This window comes from Providencia hangzhouensis (assembly GCF_029193595.2).
In the GTDB taxonomy this organism is placed as follows: domain Bacteria; phylum Pseudomonadota; class Gammaproteobacteria; order Enterobacterales; family Enterobacteriaceae; genus Providencia; species Providencia hangzhouensis.
The window spans coordinates 3,201,257-3,226,230 of record NZ_CP135052.1; the positions used below are offsets into that span (position 1 = coordinate 3,201,257).

Annotated in this window: 25 protein-coding genes and 1 other annotated feature; of the genes, 18 read left to right on the top strand and 7 right to left on the bottom strand. The window is 40.4% G+C overall.

The genetic code is table 11. The features are described from left to right. Positions 1-73: 73 nt before the first annotated feature. On the bottom strand, positions 74-1,738 hold the full coding sequence (locus PZ638_RS14530) for a DUF2813 domain-containing protein (RefSeq protein WP_094960662.1): 1,665 nt from the start codon (positions 1,736-1,738) through the stop codon (positions 74-76). 402 nt (positions 1,739-2,140) lie between these two features. Between PZ638_RS14530 and PZ638_RS14535 the strand changes: the two genes are divergently transcribed. From PZ638_RS14535 to PZ638_RS14570, 8 genes are all read left to right on the top strand, one after another. Next, positions 2,141-3,040, top strand: a complete 900-nt coding sequence (locus PZ638_RS14535) for a LysO family transporter (RefSeq protein WP_004256402.1) — start codon at positions 2,141-2,143, stop codon at positions 3,038-3,040. Positions 3,041-3,091: 51 nt separating this feature from the next. Continuing rightward, positions 3,092-4,573, top strand: coding sequence for a DUF2867 domain-containing protein (locus tag PZ638_RS14540; RefSeq protein WP_004256403.1), 1,482 nt, complete (start codon positions 3,092-3,094; stop codon positions 4,571-4,573). A 98-nt stretch (positions 4,574-4,671) separates the two neighbouring features. Next, positions 4,672-5,400, top strand: a complete 729-nt coding sequence (gene artP / locus PZ638_RS14545) for an arginine ABC transporter ATP-binding protein ArtP (RefSeq protein WP_004256404.1) — start codon at positions 4,672-4,674, stop codon at positions 5,398-5,400. An 18-nt stretch (positions 5,401-5,418) separates the two neighbouring features. Beyond that, on the top strand, positions 5,419-6,162 hold the full coding sequence (artJ, locus tag PZ638_RS14550; protein WP_004256405.1) for an arginine ABC transporter substrate-binding protein: 744 nt from the start codon (positions 5,419-5,421) through the stop codon (positions 6,160-6,162). A 12-nt stretch (positions 6,163-6,174) separates the two neighbouring features. Continuing rightward, the gene (gene artQ / locus PZ638_RS14555; protein ID WP_004256406.1) at positions 6,175-6,915 is read left to right on the top strand and encodes an arginine ABC transporter permease ArtQ; all 741 of its coding nucleotides are present in this window, start codon (positions 6,175-6,177) and stop codon (positions 6,913-6,915) included. Continuing rightward, the gene (gene artM, locus PZ638_RS14560; RefSeq protein WP_094960661.1) at positions 6,912-7,580 is read left to right on the top strand and encodes an arginine ABC transporter permease ArtM; all 669 of its coding nucleotides are present in this window, start codon (positions 6,912-6,914) and stop codon (positions 7,578-7,580) included. The genes artQ and artM overlap by 4 nt, the downstream gene beginning before the upstream one ends. A gap of 142 nt (positions 7,581-7,722) precedes the next feature. After that, positions 7,723-8,139 (top strand): hypothetical protein, encoded by a 417-nt coding sequence (locus PZ638_RS14565; RefSeq protein WP_206277468.1) that lies wholly within the window; start codon positions 7,723-7,725, stop codon positions 8,137-8,139. After that, positions 8,102-8,881, top strand: coding sequence for a hypothetical protein (locus PZ638_RS14570; RefSeq protein WP_272674702.1), 780 nt, complete (start codon positions 8,102-8,104; stop codon positions 8,879-8,881). Before PZ638_RS14565 ends, PZ638_RS14570 begins: the two co-directional genes overlap by 38 nt. Positions 8,882-8,950: 69 nt before the next feature. Here PZ638_RS14570 and rlmC read toward each other — a convergent pair whose 3' ends face one another. From rlmC to PZ638_RS14585, 3 genes are all read right to left on the bottom strand, one after another. Then, positions 8,951-10,084 carry a 23S rRNA (uracil(747)-C(5))-methyltransferase RlmC gene (gene rlmC / locus PZ638_RS14575; protein ID WP_144141037.1) on the bottom strand — a complete coding sequence of 378 codons (1,134 nt, stop codon included), beginning with the start codon at positions 10,082-10,084 and terminating at the stop codon, positions 8,951-8,953. A 9-nt stretch (positions 10,085-10,093) separates the two neighbouring features. Then, the gene (locus PZ638_RS14580; RefSeq protein WP_096864157.1) at positions 10,094-10,609 is read right to left on the bottom strand and encodes a YbjN domain-containing protein; all 516 of its coding nucleotides are present in this window, start codon (positions 10,607-10,609) and stop codon (positions 10,094-10,096) included. A gap of 139 nt (positions 10,610-10,748) precedes the next feature. Next, positions 10,749-11,075: a YbjC family protein gene (locus PZ638_RS14585; protein ID WP_004256421.1), complete on the bottom strand. Its 327-nt coding sequence runs from the start codon at positions 11,073-11,075 to the stop codon at positions 10,749-10,751. A gap of 160 nt (positions 11,076-11,235) precedes the next feature. On the opposite strand from PZ638_RS14585, the gene PZ638_RS14590 reads away from it, so the two are divergent. Further along, positions 11,236-11,499 (top strand): GrxA family glutaredoxin, encoded by a 264-nt coding sequence (locus tag PZ638_RS14590; RefSeq protein ID WP_004256424.1) that lies wholly within the window; start codon positions 11,236-11,238, stop codon positions 11,497-11,499. A 247-nt stretch (positions 11,500-11,746) separates the two neighbouring features. Here PZ638_RS14590 and PZ638_RS14595 read toward each other — a convergent pair whose 3' ends face one another. Continuing rightward, positions 11,747-12,175 (bottom strand): secondary thiamine-phosphate synthase enzyme YjbQ, encoded by a 429-nt coding sequence (locus PZ638_RS14595; RefSeq protein WP_094960656.1) that lies wholly within the window; start codon positions 12,173-12,175, stop codon positions 11,747-11,749. Between the two features lie 197 nt (positions 12,176-12,372). Between PZ638_RS14595 and ybjG the strand changes: the two genes are divergently transcribed. The 3 genes from ybjG to PZ638_RS14610 all read left to right on the top strand — a co-directional run bounded on the left by ybjG (position 12,373) and on the right by PZ638_RS14610 (position 16,592). Continuing rightward, the gene (gene ybjG, locus PZ638_RS14600) at positions 12,373-12,981 is read left to right on the top strand and encodes an undecaprenyl-diphosphate phosphatase (protein ID WP_094960655.1); all 609 of its coding nucleotides are present in this window, start codon (positions 12,373-12,375) and stop codon (positions 12,979-12,981) included. A gap of 851 nt (positions 12,982-13,832) precedes the next feature. Then, a complete protein-coding gene (locus tag PZ638_RS14605; protein WP_004256437.1) occupies positions 13,833-15,149 on the top strand; it encodes a serine/threonine transporter in 1,317 nt (438 codons plus the stop codon). 75 nt (positions 15,150-15,224) lie between these two features. Further along, positions 15,225-16,592: an L-serine ammonia-lyase gene (locus PZ638_RS14610; RefSeq protein WP_094960654.1), complete on the top strand. Its 1,368-nt coding sequence runs from the start codon at positions 15,225-15,227 to the stop codon at positions 16,590-16,592. Positions 16,593-16,673: 81 nt separating this feature from the next. Here the strand turns inward: PZ638_RS14610 and PZ638_RS14615 are convergent, their stop codons facing one another. After that, positions 16,674-17,879 (bottom strand): serine hydrolase, encoded by a 1,206-nt coding sequence (locus tag PZ638_RS14615; RefSeq protein ID WP_094960653.1) that lies wholly within the window; start codon positions 17,877-17,879, stop codon positions 16,674-16,676. 217 nt (positions 17,880-18,096) lie between these two features. Between PZ638_RS14615 and PZ638_RS14620 the strand changes: the two genes are divergently transcribed. Then, complete coding sequence (locus tag PZ638_RS14620) at positions 18,097-18,720, top strand: glutathione S-transferase family protein (protein ID WP_136134441.1); 624 nt, start codon at positions 18,097-18,099, stop codon at positions 18,718-18,720. On the opposite strand, the gene PZ638_RS14625 is transcribed toward PZ638_RS14620, so the two are convergent. Then, positions 18,721-19,548, bottom strand: a complete 828-nt coding sequence (locus PZ638_RS14625) for an SDR family oxidoreductase (RefSeq protein ID WP_004256449.1) — start codon at positions 19,546-19,548, stop codon at positions 18,721-18,723. Positions 19,549-19,816: 268 nt separating this feature from the next. Further along, positions 19,817-19,944 (top strand) — a sequence feature (His leader region). Positions 19,945-19,998: 54 nt separating this feature from the next. Here PZ638_RS14625 and hisG point away from each other — a divergent pair. Genes hisG through hisH form a run of 5 tightly spaced genes read left to right on the top strand, consistent with a single transcriptional unit; the run spans position 19,999 to position 24,969 of the window. Next, complete coding sequence (hisG, locus tag PZ638_RS14630; RefSeq protein WP_004256451.1) at positions 19,999-20,898, top strand: ATP phosphoribosyltransferase; 900 nt, start codon at positions 19,999-20,001, stop codon at positions 20,896-20,898. A 6-nt stretch (positions 20,899-20,904) separates the two neighbouring features. After that, positions 20,905-22,221, top strand: coding sequence for a histidinol dehydrogenase (hisD, locus tag PZ638_RS14635; RefSeq protein ID WP_144141041.1), 1,317 nt, complete (start codon positions 20,905-20,907; stop codon positions 22,219-22,221). A gap of 3 nt (positions 22,222-22,224) precedes the next feature. Beyond that, positions 22,225-23,295 carry a histidinol-phosphate transaminase gene (gene hisC, locus PZ638_RS14640; RefSeq protein ID WP_094960650.1) on the top strand — a complete coding sequence of 357 codons (1,071 nt, stop codon included), beginning with the start codon at positions 22,225-22,227 and terminating at the stop codon, positions 23,293-23,295. A 13-nt stretch (positions 23,296-23,308) separates the two neighbouring features. Continuing rightward, the gene (gene hisB / locus PZ638_RS14645; protein WP_094960649.1) at positions 23,309-24,376 is read left to right on the top strand and encodes a bifunctional histidinol-phosphatase/imidazoleglycerol-phosphate dehydratase HisB; all 1,068 of its coding nucleotides are present in this window, start codon (positions 23,309-23,311) and stop codon (positions 24,374-24,376) included. Next, positions 24,376-24,969, top strand: a complete 594-nt coding sequence (gene hisH, locus PZ638_RS14650; protein WP_004256463.1) for an imidazole glycerol phosphate synthase subunit HisH — start codon at positions 24,376-24,378, stop codon at positions 24,967-24,969. Before hisB ends, hisH begins: the two co-directional genes overlap by 1 nt. Positions 24,970-24,974 lie beyond the last annotated feature (5 nt).

Genomic DNA, 24,974 nt, shown 5'->3' on the forward strand with positions numbered 1-24,974 from the left:
AACATGAGATAAACCTAAGAGTGGGATTTCTCAATAATCCATCAACAACCCGTAAAATTTATCGATATCACCATTAATTTGCTTTACCCCTTGCCAACCATGCCACACGAGAAAACATACTTTTCAACTGTAGCGGGATACTATCTGGACCTAACTCAGCCGCCCGATTAACAGTAGCTAATGCTAAATCCGGCTTCGATGTACGTGAAATCGCCTTAATAATCACTCGCCTTGTTGAAACCTTTGCATTATCTGGAATATCAGCAATTTCATGATAAAGTTTTCGAAACCCTTCACGATATAGGAAATGTTCCATATCTGGTGCGGGTAGCATCGTTAGCCTATCTCTATCTGAGGAATTAATTTTATTAGCATAATGCGTCGCTGTTGCCGCATATTTACGCCCTGCTTCATCACCATCAGTTAAAACATGCCATTCAATTCCCATTTTATTGGCAAACTTTAGCAGTGGTTTCAAACCACTTTGCGCAAATGCAATAACTTTTATTCCTTCTGTTTCAAAGTAATAGTTACACTGGCGCGAGAATTCATTCATCAGCCAAATTTCAGTTTCCCCTTCAACTAATAACCAACAGCGAGCGAACAAGGCTGACGGACGATTAAAGCGAATATGGAAAGAAATTTTACGTAATTCTTCAGCACTCAAATCATTTTCATTTAAACGATAAGCTGAAACCTTATTCGTATTACGAACCAAACGACATAAATCCTCCAAAGGCGCTAATGAAAGTAGCTCCCCTGAATTCGTCGTGGTGATCCTCTGTAGAGAAAATAAGCTAAATAAGCCCCATGCAATGGAGAGCATAATTGGGTGCAAACGCGTTTCAGGGTCTTCAACAATAATCAATGGCCGAGCGTATTTATCTAAATGAATATTGCCCTTTGATTGTAATAAAGAAGAAAACATCCCTAAAATGATTAACCGAATATTACGTTGATTTGGTTTGGCAATTAACCGGTTAATATTATCAAGCGCTTTCCAACCGCGTTTACGCGGTTCTATTTTAACCATTGAATTATCTGAACGAATAATATGGGAGCTTTGCCCAGAGAAGTAATGGCTAAGCAACTGTTGCATGGCATCAACCCCATCACAGAGATCTTCATCACTTAAGCGTTCAGGGTTGTTGACCAATGCGCTAGTGAGTTCCTTAATACGAGCATTAAATAAGTCACGTACCTCTTTTTGCCCTGAAACAATCGTTTCTGGATTAAGTGAGTGTAAAAAACGCGCATCACGAAGGCGAATAACAGGATACAACCGAATAATTTCTTTAATATATTTACCGACGTTGTCCAATGAAAGTTTATTACCACCTGCATTTAAAAAGCTTTTATCGACAACTATCGTGTCATCATCTTTAAGTTCTGCACTAACACGATAAAAAATATGTTTAAGGTCATCACCGTTATCTACCCAAACTGAGGCTAAGTTATGAAAACGATAGGATTGATGACGCCCTTTGCGGCGTTCACAAAATTTTAAGACTATCTGCAATGAACGGTAACGTGACTCATCATTCCCTGCGGGATAGTGAAAATCATGAAGACTGAATTGGTAATCTATATGTTCAGGAGAAAGAAGAAGGTCAAGTGCATCAAGTAAGCTCGACTTTCCCCATGAATTCTCGCCAACTAAAACTGTACTGTTATTCAGTTCTAATGAAAGGCGGTTAATCCCTCTAAATCCGTATATTTCCACACGTTCCAGGTACATATCACTCTCCTTGGAATATTTTTAGTTCACCCTAAATATTATTAGTTTTCATTACATATCGGGTGATTCCGTCAATTGGATATACTAAAGAACAATATTTAGAGCTTACCGATTAACCTTCTTTATTACTATAACTATGTATGTAAAATAAAAATTCTTCATAGCAAAATAGCAAACTATGTTGAGCATCTAATTGCAGTGTTATAAAATAGTAAAACTTTTATTTTTAGTGTTTTTGACCTATTTTTTATTAGTTAGCCAATAAAAACATTTTATAACAAAAAGAACTTTTAGCACGGGGCGTTAAATCGGATTTGTACTTCAATAACCTAAATAAATAAAATTGTATAACCCTTTGTTTATATTTAGCTAGTCGATGAGATAACCTCTAAGGATGCGGCCATGTATTCAGGACTCTTAATTATTCTTCTACCATTAACGCTTGGTTATCTTATTCCTATTAAAAACAAGCAAATTCTCCATCGAGTACACCAATCCTTGAATTCAATGGTGTATGTTATTTTATTTTTAATGGGAATTACTCTCGCACTTCTTGAAAATTTAAGTGTTCACTTATTTTCTATTTTAATTTATGCAGTTACCTTTTTTGGTTGCATATTTTCATTGAATGTAATCTCACTGTTATTGCTGGATAAATTTGATCCTTGGAAAATTCCGCAACATAAACAAGAAAAACCACCTTCACGAATCAAAATGGTGCTCGAATCCTTACAACTATGCGGAGTGTTACTACTCGGATTTGTCGTTGGCCTAACTCATTTTGATTTTCTGCACTATGCCGACAAAGGGAGCCAATTGGCGTTAATGCTACTGCTATTACTCGTCGGTATCCAGCTACGTAACAGTGGCATGAGCATCAAGCAAATTTTAATCAACCGCCGCGGTACAACCATTGCGTTTGTCATGGCAGTCAGTGCATTAGCGGGTGGTGCGTTAGCCGCGTTCTTACTAGACCTTCCCGTGAAAATGGGGTTAGCGCTGGCTTCTGGCTTTGGCTGGTACTCATTAACAGGGATTGTCCTCACCGATGCTTATGGCCCAGTCATGGGGAGCGCAGCTTTTTTCAATGATTTAGCAAGGGAACTTGCTGCAATCATGCTTATCCCAATTATTATTAACCGTTACCGCTCAACCGCTCTTGGCATTTGTGGTTCAACATCAATGGATTTTACACTGCCTGTTTTACAACGCAGTGGTGGGGTTTCAATTGTCCCTGCTGCTATTGTTCACGGCTTCGTACTGAGTCTTATTACGCCAATTCTCATGGCCTTCTTTACATAGGTAAAATTTCAGTCACAATAGCTGTTAATTTGCGTGAATCAGGAAATTAACATGACAGATAAACAACGTGTTTTAGTGTTGGGCGCTAGTGGCTATATTGGTCAGAATCTGATCCCTAAACTCATTGAGCAAGGATATGACGTAACAGCAGGTGCACGTCGTGTTGATTGGATGTTATCTCAAGGCTGGCAAGATACCCAATGCATTTATGTGGATCTTCACGACCCTGAAACACTAAAAGGTGTCATGGAAGGCATCGATATTGTTTATTTCCTCGTTCATAGCATGGCCGACCAAGCCAATTTAGTCGAGCGTGAGCGTGCAGCCGCTCGCAACGTGCAACAAGCCCTTGAAGGCTCAAGCGTTAAACATGTTATCTATCTCAGTGCATTACAACACGGGCATACCTATTCACCACACCTAATTGCTCGACGTTTAACCGGTGATATTTTACGTGAAAGCCAAATCCCTGTTACCGAAATCCGCTCATCAATTATCGTTGGGTCTGGTTCTGCCGCATTCGAAATTATGCGTGATATGGTCTACAACTTAGCGATTTTAACGCCACCACGTTGGGTTCGTTCTAAATCGTCACCTATCGCCCTATCGAATATTTTGTATTATTTAACGCAACTGGCAAAAATACCAACAACTGAGAATCGGATTTTTGATGCAGGTGGCCCTGAGTTTATTAGCTACCAAGAGCTATTTAAGCGCTTTATTAAAGTCAGTGGTAAGCGGCGTTTACTTATTCCTATTCCGATCCCCATTAGTATGATTTCCGTGCATTTCATCAGTTTGATCACCTCCGTACCACCGTCAATCGCTAAGGAGTTAATTCAAGGCTTGCAGCACGACCTTCCCGCGGATGATAAAGCGTTACGAGAACTGATCCCCCAAACCTTAATTTCTTTTGATGATGCCGTTAGAACGACTTTAGCAGAAGAAGCCGATGCCGTTGATAACGCAGATTGGGGTTATGACCCAGAAGTCAGAAAACGCTGGCGTCCCGGCTATGGCTATTACCCAAAACAAGCGGGAGCAACCCTTGGAACAACAGCCAGTTCAGAATCGCTTTGGTATACAGTGCAACAAATCGGCGGAAAAAACGGCTATTTCTATGCCAATGGCCTGTGGAAAACTCGCGCCATTATGGACGATATGATGTTAAATAAAGTGAAGTACGGCCGCCCCGATCGTGAACAGCTCCAACTCGGTGATGAGATTGACGGCTGGCGCGTAATTAATCTTGAACCTAATAAACAACTTAGCTTGTTATTTGGTATGAAAGCCCCAGGACTTGGCCGCTTAACTTTTACTATTCATGATAGCGGGAACCGCCGTTCAATTGATGTTAGAGCATGGTGGCACCCAGCTGGCTTTTGCGGCCTACTCTATTGGTTTGCCATGATGCCCGCACATTTATTTATTTTTAAGGGAATGGCAAAACGCATCAGCGAACTGGCTTATGAGCGAGATAAACAACTCGCTAAAGAACAGCAAGCAGAGCAACTGACCGTTAAATCGGAATAATTTTAGCGTAAAAACCAAATTTTTATGCAGAAATTATTGCATAAATATGCTCATAGGATTAATATCGCGGGTAGTGAAATAAGATATTATTGGTACACATGAGCATTCAATTAAAAAACATCAACTGTTTCTATGGTTCCCATCAGGCACTCTTTGATATCAATCTAGAGTGTTCTGCTGGTGAGACTATGGTATTACTTGGGCCAAGCGGGGCTGGTAAAAGCTCATTGTTACGTGTCCTCAATTTATTAGAAATGCCACGTTCAGGCCACTTGAATATTGTGGGTCAGCAATTTGACTTTTCTTCAGCTCCAGATGCGAAAGCGATTCGTGAGCTGCGTCAAAATGTAGGGATGGTATTTCAACAATATAATCTGTGGCCTCATCTGAGCGTTATGGACAACTTAATTGAAGCACCTTGCCGCGTATTAAAATTATCAAAGCAAGAAGCGCAAGCAAAAGCGTCTAAGTTATTAGAACGCTTACGGTTGTCGCAATTTGCTGATCGCTACCCCTTACATTTATCGGGTGGTCAGCAACAGCGTGTTGCGATTGCAAGAGCGCTAATGATGGAACCAAAAGTTTTATTATTTGATGAACCAACCGCGGCACTTGACCCAGAAATCACCGCTCAAGTTGTTGATATTATTCGTGAACTATCTGCAACTGGGATTACACAAGTTATCGTCACTCACGAAGTAGAAATTGCTCGCAAAACCGCTAGCCGTGTCGTGTATATGGAAAACGGCCATATAGTAGAACAAGGGGATGCAAGCCATTTCACTGCACCTCAAACAGAAGCATTTGCAAATTATCTGTCACATTAATAGATATAGGATTAAGCAATGAAAAAAATTATATTAGCTGCACTGCTGGGCGCTGTAACCCTATCTGCAACTGCTGCGGAAAAAGAAACCATCCGTTTTGCAACAGAAGCGACTTACGCACCTTTTGAAATGTTCGATAAGAATAACCAAATCGTTGGCTTTGACGTTGATTTAGCCAATGCAATGTGTGAAAAAATGAATGCAACTTGTACATTTACTCACCAATCTTTCGACAGCTTAATTCCTAGCTTAAAATTCCGTCGCTTTGAAGCATTAATGGCAGGTATCGATATTACCCCTGAGCGCCAACAGCAAGTAGATTTCACTGAGACTTACTACCCTAACTCAGCAGAATTTATTGCTGTAAAAGAAAAAATCAGCTCAGTAGACCAATTAAAAGATAAAAAAATTGGTGTTCAAAACGGAACCACTCACCAAAAATACATCATGGAACAACATAAAGGGATGACAACCGTTCCTTATGATAACTACCAATCTGCTATTTTAGACCTACAAAATGGTCGTATCGATGCCGTCTTCGGTGATACCGCAGTTGCTGACGAATGGTTAAAAGCTAAAGGTAACGAAAACTTAGCTGCTGTTGGTGAAAAAGTGACTGACCCACAATATTTCGGTATTGGTTTAGGTATTGCGGTTCGTAAAGGGAATAAAGAGCTGTTGGATAAAATGAATAAAGCCTTAGCTGAAGTTAAAGCAGACGGCACTTATGATGCTATCCACAAAAAATGGTTTCAACAGTAATTGATATAATTAATGAGCAACTTTCTATTTTTAACAAGTGCCGCCGGTATCACCGTCGGCCTTGCTGTTTCTGCACTGGTTTTGGGGCTGATCCTCGCCATGTTATTTACTGCGTGGGAGTCCGTTCGTTTTAAACCTATTGCCTTTTTAGGGACCTGCTGGGTTACCTTGATCCGCGGTCTACCTGAATTATTGGTCGTATTATTTGTCTACTTCGGTACATTACAACTGATCAATTTGTTTGGTGATGGGTTCGATATAAACCTCGGTTTTTGGCAAACCACTATTCAAATCGACCCCAGCATTTTCTTTGCTAATAGTGGCGAATTTGACTATACCCCATTTGTTTGTGGTGTTATTGCCCTTGCCTTGTTGTACGCCTCTTATGCATCACAAACATTAAGAGGAGCTTTAAAAGCAGTACCTTATGGCCAGTGGGAAGCAGGTTTTGCATTAGGTTTAAACAAACGCACTATTTTCTTTCGGTTCATTATGCCGCAAATGTGGCGCCATGCGCTTCCAGGCTTAGGCAACCAATGGCTTGTATTATTAAAAGATACCGCGTTAGTTTCACTCATCAGTGTTAATGATTTGATGCTACAAACAAAAACAATCGTCAATAGAACTCACGAACCATTCACATGGTACGCCATTGTGGGTTTGATTTACCTTGCCATTACGTTAGTCAGTCAAGTTATCTTAAAACGTATTGAATTGCGTACTACTCGCTTTGAGCGAGGTGAATCAAAATGATGGATTTAATTTTAGATATTCTTCCAGGGCTACCAACCAGCTTATCACTAACGTTTAGCGCACTCATTGTGGCTTTTATCTTAGCGATATTATTTACTTTAGTTCTCTCGCTGAAAACCCCTGTGGTTTCTCAAGCCGTTAAAGTCTATATCACGCTTTTCACTGGTACGCCGTTATTGGTACAATTTTTCTTAATTTATAACGGCCCAAGCCAATTTAAATCATTGCAAGATTATCCCATGTTGTGGGAGATTATTTCCACACCTTGGGTCTGTGCAATGGTTGCATTGGCCTTAAACAGTGCGGCTTATTCCACTTTGTTATTCCACGGCGCAGTTAAAGCCATCCCATCAGGCCAATGGCAGTCTTGCCAAGCGCTTGGCATGAATAAAATGCAAACCATGCGTATTATTTTGCCTTATGCCTTTAAGCGTTCGTTATCGTCCTATTCCAATGAAGTCGTCCTGATTTTCAAGAGTACGTCACTTGCCAGTACGATTACAATGTTAGATGTCATGGGCTATAGCCAACTGATCTTTGGTCAAAGCTGGAATGTGATGGCGTTTGTTGCTGCGGGGATTATTTATTTAGTGGTCAATGCAATTTTAACAGTGCTAATGCGTTTAATTGAACGCAAAGCGTTGGAATTTGAGCACAGAGGTTAGTCTTTCTTTCTCTCCGACAAGTAAAAAAAGCTTGGTCTTATACCAAGCTTTTTTTATTCGCTCAATCGGATTTTTAAAGAGCACTTTATTTGAATAATGTAATAATTAAACTAATTAAATAGATATGATTGATGAGTTTATTATGAAAAAAATTCAATTTGACATTCCTTTTGATCAAGACAAACTGCTTACATACTTTAATAAAAAAGAAAATAATGCCCTAAGAAAAAAGCTCACTCAAGTCAGAAATACCTCTAATGCTAGCAATGGAATTTGCCATGGTCTATCAAACCTATACCTTCTTAATGAAAACAAGAGTGATGGGGATAAACTAATTGAATCGATGGGGGCCGCTTTAAAATCCATAAAAGCACAAAGTTACCATTTAAAAAACAGAAAGCCGAATGATGTTGAAGTAAGTTTATTAAATAAACAGATAGTCAATGGCCTGAATATTCAGATCAGTTATGAACGCGCATATGATTTCAATAAAATTGCACACAAAATAGATTCATTACTCATTGATAATAAAAAGAAAAAAAACATCATTAATCAATAAAAGCAAAGATATTAAAGTAGATAAAAATTTAATATCATTAGAGAATAAGGAAAATGACCTTAATATAAAAAATCTATACGATATAACCCATCTACTAATGAAAAATATATCTCGTGTAAATAAAAATGTAAGTTATTTAGATAGTAAATACGAAATTATAGAGTTGGTTACCTTTTACTATAATTTAGTTAGAAAAAACAAAGAAGACTCAATAGAAATTTATTATTGTCATAAAATATTGAATGAGAATATAAAAAACAAAATAATATCTGACTTACCATTAGATGATAAAGAAATTAAAATTTTTCTAGCTAATGCTTTCGAGTTTATATCTAAGCTAGAAATGTATAAAAATACAGCTAAGAATATAAATTCTGGGTTAATCAATGATATAAGCCTACCTATTTGTGACTATGCAAACTTACAAATAAATAAAAACCAATCAAATATTGAAAAACTAAAAGCTGATATAGAGAATAAATTAAAATATAACAATGATTACTATTCACTGATTTCTTATGATGGCCATTGTATGGCAATTTCAATTAAACACGATAAAAATAATTATATATATAAGTTTTTTGACCCTAACAGAGGTATAAAAAAATATGATAACGAAAATGATTTTTTAGAAAACCTAAAACATTTGCTCTCCTATCATAGTGATAAACCTATACCGAATCATATCGATGAATTTAAGTTCAGAGTATTATCCATGGATTCATTCCTGCTGAAACATTAAATTAATTACCCAAATGATATAACGAATATTGAATTGTCGTTTTATACAGTAAAAACCATCACATGGATTTTACTGTACAATACGCTTTAACAACGTCAGCACTTCAAAGTGTGCAGTATGAGGGAATAAGTCAAATAGCTGTACTTTACAGACTTGATAGCCAGCCAACAGTTGTAAATCTTGCGCCATGGTTTGTGCATTACAGCTAGAATACAAAATATATTCGGGCTGCACGTGGGAAAGGAAATCGCATAACTCTTTACCAATTCCTCGGCGTGGCGGATTGACTAAAATAAGCTGAGGGATATCCTGATTCGCCGTGGCAAAACGCGTTGAATCAAGGGCTTTAAACTCAACATGCTTTAATCCAAGTTCATCCGCGGATTGCTGTGCGCTGGCAATCGCTGGCGCACTGATTTCTATCCCTGTTAAGTGAGTGTCTTTTTCAGCACAGTGCAGCCCAAAGCCCCCAACACCACAAAATAAATCCCATAAACTATTGATATGTAGCTCTTTAACCCATTCTCTTGCTGTTTGATACAGTTTGGCTGCAACAACAGGGTTAGTTTGGAAAAAGCTTTGTGGGCGAATAAACAACGGGACTTGGTTGAATTCTTCACGTAAAACGTGCTGCTCAGTTAGAAATACTTCCTGTTCCCCTTCCAATATTGCCATATGTATAGGTTGAATATTGGCGGTGATCACCGCAAGCAGTGGCAACTGTTCTTGTAGCCATGGCAGTGCCTTTTTTAACTGCTCAATTTTTTTCTCTGAGCGCAAAACAAACCGCAGCATGAATTTCCCAGAGTAATGACTTTGGGTTAATAATAGGTATTTTAATTCACCGCGTTTGCGCTCAATGTTATAAGGCGTCAGACCCGCCCTCGCAATAAAAGGAATAATGGCATTAAACACATCAGAAAAGGCATCTGGATACAACAGGCAGTCCGTTAAATCTACACCTTGCCCATCTCGCCCAACAATACCTAAAATTGGCTTCTCAACACTACCACTAACCACCATTTTGGCTTTATTGCGAAAAGCCGTTTGCGGCCCTGTCACTGGAGGCTGAAATAAAGAAGTATCAATAGCAGGCAAAAGAGCCTGTAGTTGGCTCTGCTTTTCGGTAATTTGCTGTTCAGGCGTTAATGTTAGCCATTGGCATGAATGGCATTGCCCTGTGGCATATTTTTCACAATGCATAGCAAAAACTTAGTGGAGAATAACTGAAGGTTTGTCATCAAGAGAAAGCTCAGAGCCTTCTTCAGAGCTGTCATCATCTTCACTAAAGTCATCTTGATTTGCATACAACAAATTATTGCTAAAGATTTCAAAGACAATAGCTGAAATTTGCTCTTCCGCTTGTTGTAAAAAATGGCAGAATTGACGATACGTCATTCCTGCTTCTAATGAAAATGATTGGCTAACAATCAATTTAGGCAAGTTTTCATTGTTTATTTCAAGGAAAACTTTTGCCGTTAATGAGCTGGCATTAATTTGGCTGATATTCGCCACTAACGTCACAATCGCTGTCGGTTTGAGTTCAGCTAATGCAGACAACACCAAAACATTATTTAAAATATCGAGCTTTGCATCAAAAATACCGTCTATATTTTGCATATGAGGTAAATGTAATGCAGAGCAGGAATCACACTCGAAATAAGAGGTTTTGAGTTGGTCTAACCATTCACGTAACTTAGTGATGTCAGGGTAACAAATAGAATCCATGGATAGTAACCTTCTTCAACTCAAAATAGTCGTGCAATATCGATTTGTTAGGGTTCTGGCACATTTTCCCCCTAACTAAAAAACGAATAATTCTCACACATTGTAGAGCGAAACACCAGTAAAACCACGCTCAATCTACTTATTCATCTGGTTTATTATCTGTAGAGTCTGGCTTTTTAGATACATTCTTTTCTGGTTGTTTATTATCAATGCCCAAAAAACTCAGGCCATGAATTGCTCGCCAGACAATATTGACCATTGCGGGGACCAAACAGCCAATGCCGACCATAATCATGCTCACGATCGCCCCTGGCTGCATTAAAGGCTCCGGCAATGTGATATAGTCATTTGTTGCTAACAAAACAATAATAAGCAGAATGATACCCACACCTTCTAACACGATAATGGGCTTTGGCATGTCCGCTAGTGAACGCATTGTCCCTTTAGACTGAGGTTTATTGCTCATTCTTTTTCTCCTCTCATTATTGTGTCACTTTCTCAAACTGAGAATTATATGTCATACCTATAGGTATAACAGGAAAATTCGACTTTTATTTCATAACTTATGTAGGCATAGTATTGAGCATTGCAATTAGAATCTGAGCTCAAGATAAAAAGGAGATACTATGTATACTGTTATTTTTGGTCGTCCTGGCTGCCCATACTGTGTTCGTGCAAAAGAACTCGCTGAAAAACTGAAAAATGAACGTGAAGATTTTGACTACCGCTACGTTGATATTCAAGCTGAAGGTATTTCTAAAGAAGATTTATCTAAAACTGTTGGCAAACCTGTTGAAACCGTTCCACAAATTTTTATTGATGAGCAACATATTGGTGGATGCACAGATTTCGAAGCTTACGCAAAAGAAAATTTGAATCTATACAAATAATTAGCCCCTTCTGTTTTTCATCTCAACAAGCAAAGTTGTTCACTTATTTATAGGTGTTAACACTTTGCTTGTTCTTTTTGTGCTATTTAAGCCAAATTTAATAAAAATATTGTACTTTTTTTCATCTAGGTGAGAACTTTCTTTTTTAGACGGGGTCTTAATTAGTGCCACTGCTTTTCTTTGATGTCCCCATATTGAGGAGCCCGATAGCCAACTATTTGTTTTCATGCTATCGGGTTTTTTGTTTCTAACGGCTGGGTTCGCCTTGCAATGTAATGATTAATCTACGTTTTCCACCATAATTTCGGTGCTCACATAAATAAATCCCCTGCCACGTCCCCATGTTTAAACACCCTTTAGTAATTGGAATAGTCAAACTTGCACCCAATAAACTGCTTTTTAAGTGCGCAGGCATGTCATCACTTCCTTCATAATCATGCTTATAATAAGGTTCATTTTCAGGAACGGCCTGATTGAAAAAGCTCTCGAAATCTTCCCTGACAGTGTAATCTGCATTTTCATTGATTGTTAAAGATGCTGATGTATGTTGAATAAAAATATTCGCTAAACCAACCTTGATTAAGCTAAGTTCAGGAAGTTGCTTGAGAATTTCTTCTGTCACTAAATGAAACCCTCTCGCTTTTGCGCTAAGTTGTATCTCTTTTTGCCACCACATCACTTTTTCTCCCTTGACTTATCTAAACTCATTACTGCACTAAATAATTATTGAGTAAATGTTAAACCGCAAGTAAATTTGTCGCATATAGCTTTCAATAATAAGACAAAGGGACTTTACCTGCTCATTAAGAAACTTTAATCTCCCCCTTTTATATCTATTCTGTCTCACTAACCATCTGACCGAGGTACTGAACTGTGCTGGAACAACTTAACCTTGATCTATTCAATTTGATCAATGCGACTCCAGAAACCGCTAGTGGAACCATTGCTGTAGCGAACGTGATTGCGAAACGCTTAATTCTATTATTTCCACTATTTACTGTTGCTTGTTGGTTTTGGGGCGCCCAGCCAAATATGACTCGCCAACGTGCCTTTGCTTGTAAAGCAGCCATTGCTATCGTCATTGGCTTAACCATTTCATGGCTAGTGGGCTATTTCGCGCCGCATGACCGCCCATTTGTCATGGGAATTGGCACTAATTTCTCCGAGCATGAAGCCACGCCTTCATTCCCAAGTAACCATGGCACGATTGTCTTTACATTCGCTTTTGCATTTCTTTTCTGGCTAAGAACTTGGGTTGGGCTCGTGATGATGATCCCCGCTGTCGTTATTGCTTGGTCACGTATTTACCTCGGTGTTCATTGGCCTTTAGATATGGCAGGTGCCTTTATACTGGCGATTGTCGCATGCGGTTTGGCCCAGCTCCTCTGGTCTGTTGGTGCGTATAAAATTCAATTACCTATCACTCGGCTATATAGTTTTATTTTTGCCTCTCTTATTCGTAAAGGTTGGTTTCAACCATAACAACGTATATTCAAATACTGGCATTAATTAATGCCAGTATGTTTAGCATTATAAAAATTGCGCTAAATCAAAGTTTCTGTTTATTTCCATTTTCATGATTAAAACTTTTTTGAAGTTATCAATAAAATTATTAAAACAATTACTTAACAAATATCTTGTTACCTATTTTAATTATTTTTTTCGTTGCAAAAAAAGTGGCAAATATAAGCACAAAAAAAACGTAAAATAATTAATATATAGTTATCTTTCCTCCAATTTTTAAACTAATTAGTTACGCAATAAATCAATCTAAAAAATAAAAATATTTTATTTATTTTCAATAACTTATATCACAACTCTAACAATTAACTTGTACTATTGTTACAGTACAGCTCAATATTTATATTGATATGGATGATATTTTAATCAGCGCAATTTTAATCATTAATATAATAATATTTTTCTAACAGAATTTAATTCTGCTCACATTTAAGTAAAGCTTAACTTATTCACCCACTATTTAATTGCTAATAAAAACAAACTTAACGCAAATTTATTTAACATTTTTATAAAATATAATTATATCTCGCAATCTTGGGGGATATTTCTCTTTTGAGATAATGATCACGGCATTTTATTCTGGTAAACTATAAATTCACACACTCAAAATCCAATGTTAAAATTTAATGATAAAAATACAAAACTGATTGAAAATCAATTTACCGTCAATTTTAGTTTTATTTCCAATCAGATTGTTACGCAAAAGAAAACAATTGTTATTGAGTAATTGTTCGTACCAAAAGATTAAAAGGTCGTAACGCATTTGCAGTTACGCTAAATGATTTTTTTGACTTATATTTTCGGAGACTATTATGGATGCAACAAAAGTTGGTTCCATCGACAAAACGGCCTCGCAAACAGTAAATAGTAGTGCTTGGCGCAAAACTGACACAGTATGGATGCTGGGTTTATATGGTACAGCTATCGGTGCTGGGGTATTGTTTTTGCCAATCAATGCAGGTATGAGTGGTTTATTACCTGTTTTACTGATGCTGGTATTAGCCTTCCCAATGACATTTTTTGCTCACCGTGGGTTAACACGCTTCGTTCTTTCTGGTTCAAAACCTGATGGTGATATCACTGAAGTTGTAGAAGAACATTTTGGTCGCACAGCAGGAAACTGGATCACCCTACTCTACTTCTTTGCTATTTACCCTATTCTTCTTGTTTATGGTGTTTCCATCACCAATAACGTCAATAAATTCTTAACCGAATTATTGGGCGTTGGCGCACCGCCACGCTGGTTACTTGCCTTGATCCTTGTAGGCGGAGTGATGGCGATTGTGGCATTCGGTGAAAAATACATCGTAAAAGTCATGAGTATGTTAGTGTTTCCATTTATCGCCGTGCTGGTTGCATTCTCACTGTATATGATCCCACATTGGTCTGGTGATGTACTGAATACATTAACTTGGGAAGGAATCACTGAAGCAACAAAAAATACAGGTGGGCAAAGTATCTGGGTCACCATTTGGCTAACAATCCCAGTGATGGTATTCGCATTTAACCACTCGCCAATTATTTCTGCTTTCTCTGTGGCAAAACGTGAAGAATACGGTGATGCAGCTGAACAAAAATGCTCACGGATCCTTGCATCCGCGCACATTTTGATGGTGCTGACTGTTATGTTCTTCGTGATCAGCTGTGTCTTTACCTTATCTTCAGCGGATCTCGCACAAGCTAAAGCACAAAATATCAGTATTCTTGACTACCTGTCTGGCTATTTTGACCAGCCATTCATTAAATATGCAGCTGCAATCATTGCCTTTATTGCAATTATTAAATCCTTCCTTGGTCACTATTTAGGTGCTCGTGAAGGTTTCAATGGTCTAGTTGAGCGTGCTTACCGTGCAAAAGGTAAAACAATTGATGTTCGCAAGTTAAACCGCGGTACTGCAATCTTCATGTTAGTCACAACTTGGTTAGTGGCAACATTGAACCCAGGTGTGCTGGATATTATTGAAAGCCTCGGTGGCCCAGTTATCGCTATCTTACTGTTCTTGATGCCAATGTATGCAATTAGCAAGGTACCAGCAATGCGTAAATACTCAGGTAAAATCAGTAATGTATTTATCGTAATTATGGGTCTGGTCGCTATCTCTGCGGCAACATATAAGTTATTCTTCTAATTGAAGCCACTAGGTAGCGACCAACAACGGAAGCTACCTAATTTCAATGACTTTCTACAAAAGGAAGCACTGAATATGATTAGTGTATTTGATATCTTCAAAATTGGCATCGGCCCTTCAAGTTCCCATACCGTCGGCCCAATGAAAGCGGGCAAACAGTTTGTTGACGACCTTATCCAGCAAAAATTACTCTCTCGCACAACACGAATTGCAGTTGATGTATATGGTTCGCTCTCTTTAACGGGTAAAGGCCATGCAACGGATATGGCGATTATTATGGGTCTTGCGGGTAACTTACCGGATACCATTGATATTGACGCTATTCCTGCTTTTATGCGTAATGTTGAGCAAACTGAAAGGCTCTCCCTTGCACAAGGGCAACATGAAGTTGATTTCCCTACTGAAGGGGGGATGAATTTTCATACAACCAATCTCCCCCTCCATGAAAATGGAATGAGTATTACGGCATTCAGTGGTGATGATGTTATTTACAGCAAAAATTACTATTCTATCGGCGGTGGTTTTATTGTCGATGAAGAACATTTTGGCCAGTCAGACGAAAATGCAATTCAAGTCCCTTACCCATTTAAATATGCGGCCGACCTGCAAAAACATTGTAAAGACACAGGGTTATCACTTTCCGCACTCGTGATGCAGAATGAATTAGCGTTACGCAGTAAAGAAGAAATTCAGCAATATCTCTCGTCCGTATGGGATGTCATGAAATCCGGTATTGAACGGGGAGTGACAACCGAAGGTTTACTACCAGGCCCATTACGTGTGCCACGTCGAGCAGCAGCGTTACGTCGTCAACTCGTAACAACCGATAACACCAATATGGACCCAATGGCCGTCATTGATTGGATCAATATGTATGCGCTTGCCGTTAACGAAGAAAATGCAGCGGGTGGTCGTGTTGTAACGGCACCAACGAATGGAGCCTGTGGCATTATTCCTGCGGTATTAGCTTACTATGACAAATTCATTCGCCCTGTGAATGAAAATTCCTATACCCGTTATTTTCTAGTTTCCGGTGTCATTGGTGCATTATATAAAATGAATGCGTCAATTTCCGGCGCCGAAGTGGGCTGCCAAGGAGAAGTGGGTGTTGCTTGTTCGATGGCCGCTGCGGGGCTCGCCGAATTAATGGGCGGTAGCCCTGAGCAAGTGTGTATCGCAGCAGAAATTGCCATGGAGCATAACTTAGGTCTCACCTGCGACCCTGTTGGAGGGCAAGTTCAAGTACCTTGTATTGAACGTAACGCCATTGCTTCCGTTAAAGCCGTAAATGCCGCACGCATGGCATTACGCCGTGTCAGTGACCCACGTGTTTGCCTCGATAAAGTCATTGAAACCATGTATGAAACTGGTAAAGATATTAACGCTAAGTATCGTGAAACATCCCAAGGGGGATTAGCGATTAAATTGGCTCACTGCGAATAGCATTTGTTTATCTATCGTCTCTATAAAAATGCCTGCTAATGCAGGCATTTTTTTGTTCACATCATTTTCATTTAATCATTATTAACCGAAAATGGCACTCCACCAGCCGCTAATCGTTTTCATGATGTAATCCCAAATACGACCGAAGAACCCCGCTTCCTCAACGGCACTTTTTGCAACTAGAGGATGCTGTTCGACGATTTCATCATTCAGAATAAAGTTAATCGTTCCTACCGCTTGGTTTTTAGCAAGAGGCGCTTCAAGTGAATCGTTAGTTAGTTGAATATCCACTTTCAAGTTTTGCAATTGCCCTTTAGGAATCGTAATTGAAACATCATCGGCAACCCCTAAATCAACTTCTGAAGTATCACCAAACCAGACACGCTGCTTTTTCAGTGTGGCATCTGCCTTAATTGGCGTGACAGTTTCAAAGAAACGGAAACCCCAAGTGAGTAATTTTTCGCTTTCAGAAAAACGCACACGGTCACTTGGCGCTCCCAACACAACTGAAATCAAACGCATATCGCCTTCTGTTGCAGAGGCGACTAGGTTATGGCCTGCTCCACTCGTGTGCCCAGTTTTTACGCCATCCACTTTTAAATTTTGGTTCCATAACAGACGGTTACGGTTAGGTTGACGAATTTTATTAAAGGTAAACTCTTTTTCCTTGTGCAGTGCGTATTCATCGGGAACATCACGGATCATTGCTTGGGTTAACAATGCCATATCCCGTGCAGTACTATATTGCCCCTCTGAATCGAGGCCATGAACGGTTTTAAAATGGGTATTCTTTAAACCAATCTTTTGCACGTATTGATTCATTAAACTCACAAATGAGTCTTGGCTACCTGCAACATAATCGGCAAGAGCAATACTGGCATCATTCCCTGACTGGATCACAATCCCTTTATTTAAATCCAATACGGAAACACGATCTTTTGGCTTTAAAAACATCAAAGAAGAGCCTTTAAGAACAGGGTTTCCCGTTGCCCATGCATCTTCACCTACCGTAACCATATCCTGTGGGGTAATTTTCCCCGCATTCACCGCTTGCCCAATCACATAGCTGGTCATAATTTTTGTTAAACTTGCGGGATCTAAGCGTTCATCTGGATTCCCAGACGCTAAAATTTTACCGCTATTATAATCCATCAAAACAAACGCTTTTGCATCGACTTGAGGAGCAACCGGTGTCTGCGCCGCATAAGCACTGGTACTTACGGCAACCAAAAGACTCAACCCAATACCAGCTCGGCGGGTTTTTAAAGACAACATTTTCTTACTCATCGGTTATTCCTTCACTTAATTCTACACATTTAAATTACTGTCATTGACTCAACATCACTAAACGAGAACCCATCGCTGTGACAAAATTTGATAACTAGACCTAATATAAGACTTTAATTTCACTGAGGCCACTGATAACAAATAAACATTTGCCTCTGAGTAAATTTAATCTATCTTAACCATGGTCGATGCCAAAAAATCAATTTAGGAGACTGCCATGTTAACTGTTTGGGGACGCGTCAACTCTTCCAATGTCAAAAAAGTACTTTGGTGCTTAGAAGAATTAAATATCGCTTACAATCAAAAAGATGTGGGTGGCCCATTTGGTGGGCTAGATACACCTGAATATATAAAAATGAATCCAAACAGCACAATTCCAACTCTACAGGATGATGACTTTGCGCTGTGGGAATCGAATGCGATTTTACGTTACCTTACGGAAAAGTTTGATCATTCTCACTTATTGCTCGCACAAGACCTACAAGAACGAGCTGCCGCAGATAAATGGATGGATTGGAGTGGTGCTAATTTATTCGACCACATTAAACAGATGATGAACAAAATTGTTCGTGTCCCAGAAGCGGATAGAGACCCAGAACAAGCTAAAATTATTTATGGCAATATCAATCGATTACTAACCATTGCTGATAATGCATTAGCTAACCAAGCCTATTTCAGTGGTGATAAATTTGGTATCGCTGACATTGCTATCGCACCACTATTTTACCCTTGGCATGAAATTGTCACGCAGCGCCCCGAATTTAACAATTTGGAACGCTGGTACCAGCAACTGACCACACGCCCTGCGTTCCAAAAAATTGTCATGATCCCGATTAAATAATCACAGGGTCATATTCATCAAACTTGGGTTTGGGTACTGGTATTCAAACCCGAGTTCTTGGCAAATTCTATTACCGTTAATGGTTTTCCCCACTAACGTATTCTTCTCTTCAATAAATTGAGGCGGGGTTAACCCGATAGATTGTGCTGCATGAGTATAAAATTCGGCTCGTGTTGGGTGGACTGGCGCACAGAGGTTATAAATATGTCCCCCTTGCGGTTGCTGGAGCAATAATAAAATGGCGGCAATCACATCATCTTGATGCACCATATTCACAGGTTGGTTTGCCCCCTTCACCCCGGTTTTCCCCGCTAAAAAACGCCCTGCATGGCGTTTTTCACCGACTAATCCCGCTAATCGCAGAATATCCACCGATATGTTCGGTAACTGATGCAACCACTGTTCTGTCGCCACCAAGGCTTTAGCTGATTCAGTTACCCCATCCAATGGGCTGTTTTCGGTCATTTCACCATTTTGTTCCCCATAAACCGCAGTAGATGACGTGAAAATAACTTTAGGCACCTGAAAGGCTATTGCGCTATTCACCAGTGTTTCAATCGCCATCACATAGTATTCGGTATTAATTTTAGAGGGCGGAAGCAAGATAACGATAGCATCACTTTGTTCCATCAACTGCGCTAAATCGTCGTCATCACATTCAAGTTCTGGGGTTAATTTCAATGCATAACACTCAATTCCAACCGCTTGAGCGGCTTCAATACCATCTGGTGTCGTTTTAGTTCCAACCACATGAATGCCTTGAGACAATAAGGCTTGGGCGAGCGGTAACCCAACCCACCCTAACCCGATGACAGTGACTTTTTTCATATGAAAACTCCCCAATCGTTCAACTGACTGAAATTAATCACAGAGTAGCTGAAAACCATAAAACTTCCGAATACAATTTCTGAGGGATTTATCACTATAAAAAGTGAACAACTAATTATTATTGGTTATTTTTTAAAAAAAGGTTGCATTCATAGGGGTAAATCGGATAGGTTGAATACCAATGAGTATTTAGTTAGCACAATGAATGTTTAGTCATTCACTTAAATAACAGAACGGAAGACATTATGAATCGTATTTCACGCAACCATCATCACCACCATCATCCTGACTAGTCTTTCGGGCGATGTGTGCTGGAAGACGTTCAACGAATCTTCCGGTGGCTGAAATGCGAATTGAGAGAACCCTCGGAAGATAATCTTCCGAGGGTTTTTTTATTCTTGAACAAAGAGTTACTAAACAAAAAATTTTAAAAGGGATAAGGGTAAAGTCATGTTGGATAAATCACGTTTACGTATTGCAATACAAAAATCAGGCCGTCTGAGTGAAGAATCAAGAGAATTGCTTTCTCGCTGTGGCATCAAAATCAATTTACAACAACAACGTTTGATTGCTTATGCAGAAAATATGCCTATTGATTTACTCCGCGTTCGCGATGACGATATTCCGGGGCTGGTCATGGACGGTGTCGTTGACTTAGGGATCATCGGTGAAAACGTTCTTGAAGAAGAGTTATTAAACCGCCGTGCTCAAGGGGAAAACCCGCAGTATAAAACCCTGCGTCGTCTTGATTTCGGTGGGTGCCGCTTATCTCTCGCTGCCCCATTAGATTTCAACTATACTGGTGCTGAGTGCTTAAATGGCTCACGCGTTGCAACTTCCTACCCTCACTTGTTAAAACGCTATTTCGACCAAAAAGGCATTCAATTTAAATCATGCCTGTTAAATGGTTCAGTTGAAGTTGCCCCGCGTGCTGGCCTTTCCGACGCTATCTGTGACCTCGTCTCTACAGGTGCAACACTTGAAGCAAACGGCCTAAAAGAAGTGGAAGTTATTTATCGCTCTAAAGCCTGTTTAATTCAACGTGATGGCGAAATGTCGCCGGAAAAACAACAGCTTATTGACCGCATGATGACCCGTATCCAAGGTGTTATCCAAGCACGTGAATCCAAATACATCATGTTGCACGCGCCAAGTGAAACACTGGAAGAGATCATTGCCTTGCTGCCAGGTGCTGAACGCCCAACAATTCTACCGTTAGCAGGCGAACAAAGCCGTGTGGCGATGCACATGGTAAGCTCAGAAACGCTGTTCTGGGAAACCATGGAAAAACTCAAAGCTTTAGGGGCAAGCTCTATTCTTGTCCTGCCAATTGAAAAAATGATGGAGTAAGCCGTCATGAAAATGGGATTTAACCAACCTGTTCGCTGGTCGGCTTGTAACCAAGAGCAACAAAGCGCTTTATTGATGCGCCCCGCAATAGCGGCTTCTGGTAGCATTAGTACTGCGGTTAGCCAAATTATTGACCAAGTCCGTAACGAGGGCGATGCTGCCCTCCAAGCACTGAGCCGTCGTTTCGATAAAACTGAAATCGAAACAGTGCGTGCACCTGCAAATGCTGTTGACGCGGCAGAGGCTCGTCTTGGTGATGAAATAAAAACAGCAATGAAAACCGCCATTGGTAACATTCGTCGTTTTCACGAAGCCCAAAAACCCACTCCAATTACAGTAGAAACACAGGCAGGCGTCGTGTGCCAGCAAGTCACACGCCCAATAGATGCGGTCGGTTTATATATTCCGGGGGGGTCTGCTCCCCTGTTATCAACGGTCATGATGTTGGGAACCCCTGCGAATATCGCAGGCTGTCGCAAAATTATTTTGTGTTCGCCCCCACCTATTGCCGATGAAATTTTGTATGCAGCGAAACTGTGTGGCATCAGTGATATTTTCCAAGTAGGCGGTGCGCAAGCGATTGCTGCAATGGCATTTGGTACCCAAAGTATTCCTGCAGTTGATAAAATTTTTGGCCCCGGTAATGCCTATGTCACTGAAGCAAAACGCCAAGTGAGTCAAAGCCATGATGGAGCCGCTATTGACATGCCTGCGGGGCCTTCCGAAGTGTTAGTCATTGCTGATAACGGTGCAAACCCAGCATTTACCGCATCTGATTTGCTATCTCAAGCAGAGCATGGCCCTGATTCACAAGTTATTTTATTAACTGATGATGAAAACTTTGCCCAACGCGTGATCGAAGAAACAGAAAAACAATTAGCGCAACTTTCACGTGCAGAAATTGCTCGAAAAGCATTGAGCGCCAGCCGTGTCATTATTGCTGATTCGATCGAACAATGCGTTGAAATTAGCAATCGCTATGGACCTGAGCACTTGATTTTACAAACACGCAATGCCGATGACCTAGTCGATTCTATCACTAGCGCAGGTTCCGTGTTTGTCGGAGACTGGTCACCCGAATCTGCAGGAGACTACGCTTCAGGCACAAATCACGTATTACCCACTTACGGGTATACCGCAACCTATTCAAGCCTTGGCCTCGCCGATTTTATGAAGCGAATGACAGTTCAAAAACTGTCGAAGCAAGGTTTATTAGGCTTAGCCGACACCATCGAAACCTTAGCCCAAGCAGAGCAACTCACCGCTCACAAAAATGCCGTTACCTTACGCGTTAACGAACTAAAAAAACAAAATCAGGAGTAAGTCATGAGCCAACCATTTAATGCCGCCAGTCTTGCACGTGAAAATGTTAAAACCATGACGCCTTATATGTCTGCACGACGTTTAGGGGGAAATGGCGACGTTTGGCTCAATGCCAATGAATACCCAATTGCACCTGATTACCAATTCAGTGAACGCAACCTTAACCGTTATCCTGAATGCCAACCAGTTGCGGTGATCAATAACTATGCAGCTTATGCCAAAGTTAAACCAGAACAAGTGCTAGTTTGCCGTGGGGCCGATGAGTCCATCGAGTTGTTAATCCGCGCATTTTGTGAGCCGGGGAAAGATGCGGTGATGTTTTGCCCGCCAACCTATGGCATGTACAGCGTCAGTGCAGAAACCTTTGGTGTTGAACAAAAGAAAATCATGGCGTTGCCAGACTGGGCATTAAACGTTAACGCGATCCGTGAAAATCTATCCAATACCAAACTGATTTATATTTGCAGCCCGAATAACCCAACAGGCAATATCATCGACAATAAAGATTTACGCGAAGTGCTAGATATGGCTGCGGGCCGTGCATTAGTCGTTGTCGATGAAGCCTATATTGAGTTCTGCCCACAATACAGTGTGGCAAGCTGGTTAGCACAATACCCAAACTTGGTAATTTTAAGAACCTTATCCAAAGCCTTTGCATTAGCAGGTTTACGTTGTGGTTTTACTTTAGCGTCCCCTGAAGTGATTGAAGTGCTATTAAAGGTTATCGCCCCTTATCCTTTATCAACCCCTGTTGCGATGATTGCAGCTCAAGCCCTTGAGCCTCAAGGTATTGAGACGATGAAAAGCCGTGTAGAAACGGTAACCGAAAACCGTATTGCACTTCGTGAAGCGCTACGCGACTTATCAGTGGTTGAACATGTTTATCCAAGTGAAACTAACTATATTTTGGTGCGTTTCACCGATGGAAATAAAGTCTTTAAAGCCCTGTGGGACCAAGGCATTATTTTACGTGACCAAAGTAAACAACCCGGTCTCATTAATTGCCTGCGTATTACTATTGGGACAGAAATAGAAAATACCCGTGTTATTGAAGCTATTGCAGCACTTTGCTAATTAGGAATGATTCATGAGCCAGAAAATTTTATTTATCGACCGTGATGGAACATTAATTACCGAGCCGCCAACTGACTTTCAAGTTGATAGTTTAAGTAAACTCGCCTTTGAAAAAGCAGTTATTCCTAGCTTACTTGCTCTGCAAAAAGCCAATTACCGTTTAGTGATGATAACCAATCAAGACGGCTTAGGCACCGATAGCTTTCCAACAGCAGATTTCGAACCGCCTCATAATTTAATGATGCAGGTATTGGAGTCCCAAGGCGTTAAATTTGATGAAGTGTTAATTTGCCCACATAAGCCCGAAGATAACTGCACTTGCCGTAAACCTAAATTGCAGTTAGTTGAGCGCTATTTAGACAGCAACGTATTAGACAGCGAAAACAGCTATGTGATTGGTGACCGTGAAACAGATATTCAATTAGCTAAAAATATGGGTATCAAAGGGTTACGTTATAACCCAACAGAACTTGACTGGGAGGCCATCACCCAGCAATTAACCAAACGCAACCGCCATGCACTGGTGAAGCGTGTAACAAAAGAAACCAATATCCAAGTTGAAGTGTGGCTGGACCAAGAAGGCGGCAGCAAAATTAGTACTGGCGTAGGCTTCTTTGACCACATGTTAGACCAAATCGCGACTCACGGCGGTTTCCGGTTAAACATTGAAGTGAATGGCGATTTATTTATCGATGACCACCACACGGTTGAAGACACCGGTCTTGCACTAGGTGAAGCATTGAAAGTGGCACTGGGTGATAAACGCGGTATCGCACGTTTTGGTTTCGTTCTGCCAATGGATGAATGCCAAGCGCGCTGTGCACTGGATATTTCAGGTCGCCCGCACCTTGAATACAAGGCCGAGTTTAAATACCAACGCGTCGGTGACTTAAGCACAGAAATGATTGAGCACTTCTTTAGCTCACTTTCCTATGCCATGGGTTGCACATTACACCTGAAAACCAAAGGGAAAAACGATCACCACAAAGCCGAAAGTTTGTTTAAAGTTTTCGGCCGCACATTGCGCCAAGCAATTCGTGTTGAAGGGGATACGTTACCTAGCTCGAAAGGGGTTCTGTAATGAACGTTGTCATCCTTGATACCGGCTGTGCAAATTTAGCCTCCGTAGCCTATGCGGTGAAACGCCTAGGCTATAACCCTGTGGTGAGCCGTGATACCAATACTATTTTACAAGCTGACAAAGTCTTTTTGCCGGGGGTTGGTACTGCTAGCGCAGCCATGGAAAAGCTCACTGAACGTGAATTAGTTCCGTTAATCAAAGCACTTACCCAACCGGTGTTAGGTATCTGTTTAGGCATGCAGCTACTCGGCTCTTTTAGTGAAGAAGGCCAATCTACAGTGCCACTACTGGGGTTAATTGATAGCCCTGTACAAAAAATGGATGCCAATGGGCTTCCAGTTCCACATAGCGGTTGGAACCAAGTCAAAGCCTTAGCAGGAAACCCCTTGTTTAGGGATATCCCTGATAATGCCTATTTCTATTTTGTACACAGTTATTCGATGCCTATTTCCAGCAATACCATCGCGCAAACTCAATATGGCAATCCGTTTAGCAGTGCCGTGAATTGCGATAACTTCTATGGTGTCCAATTTCATCCAGAACGTTCTGGCGCAGCAGGTTCACGTTTGATTCAAAACTTTTTGGAGATGTAATTACC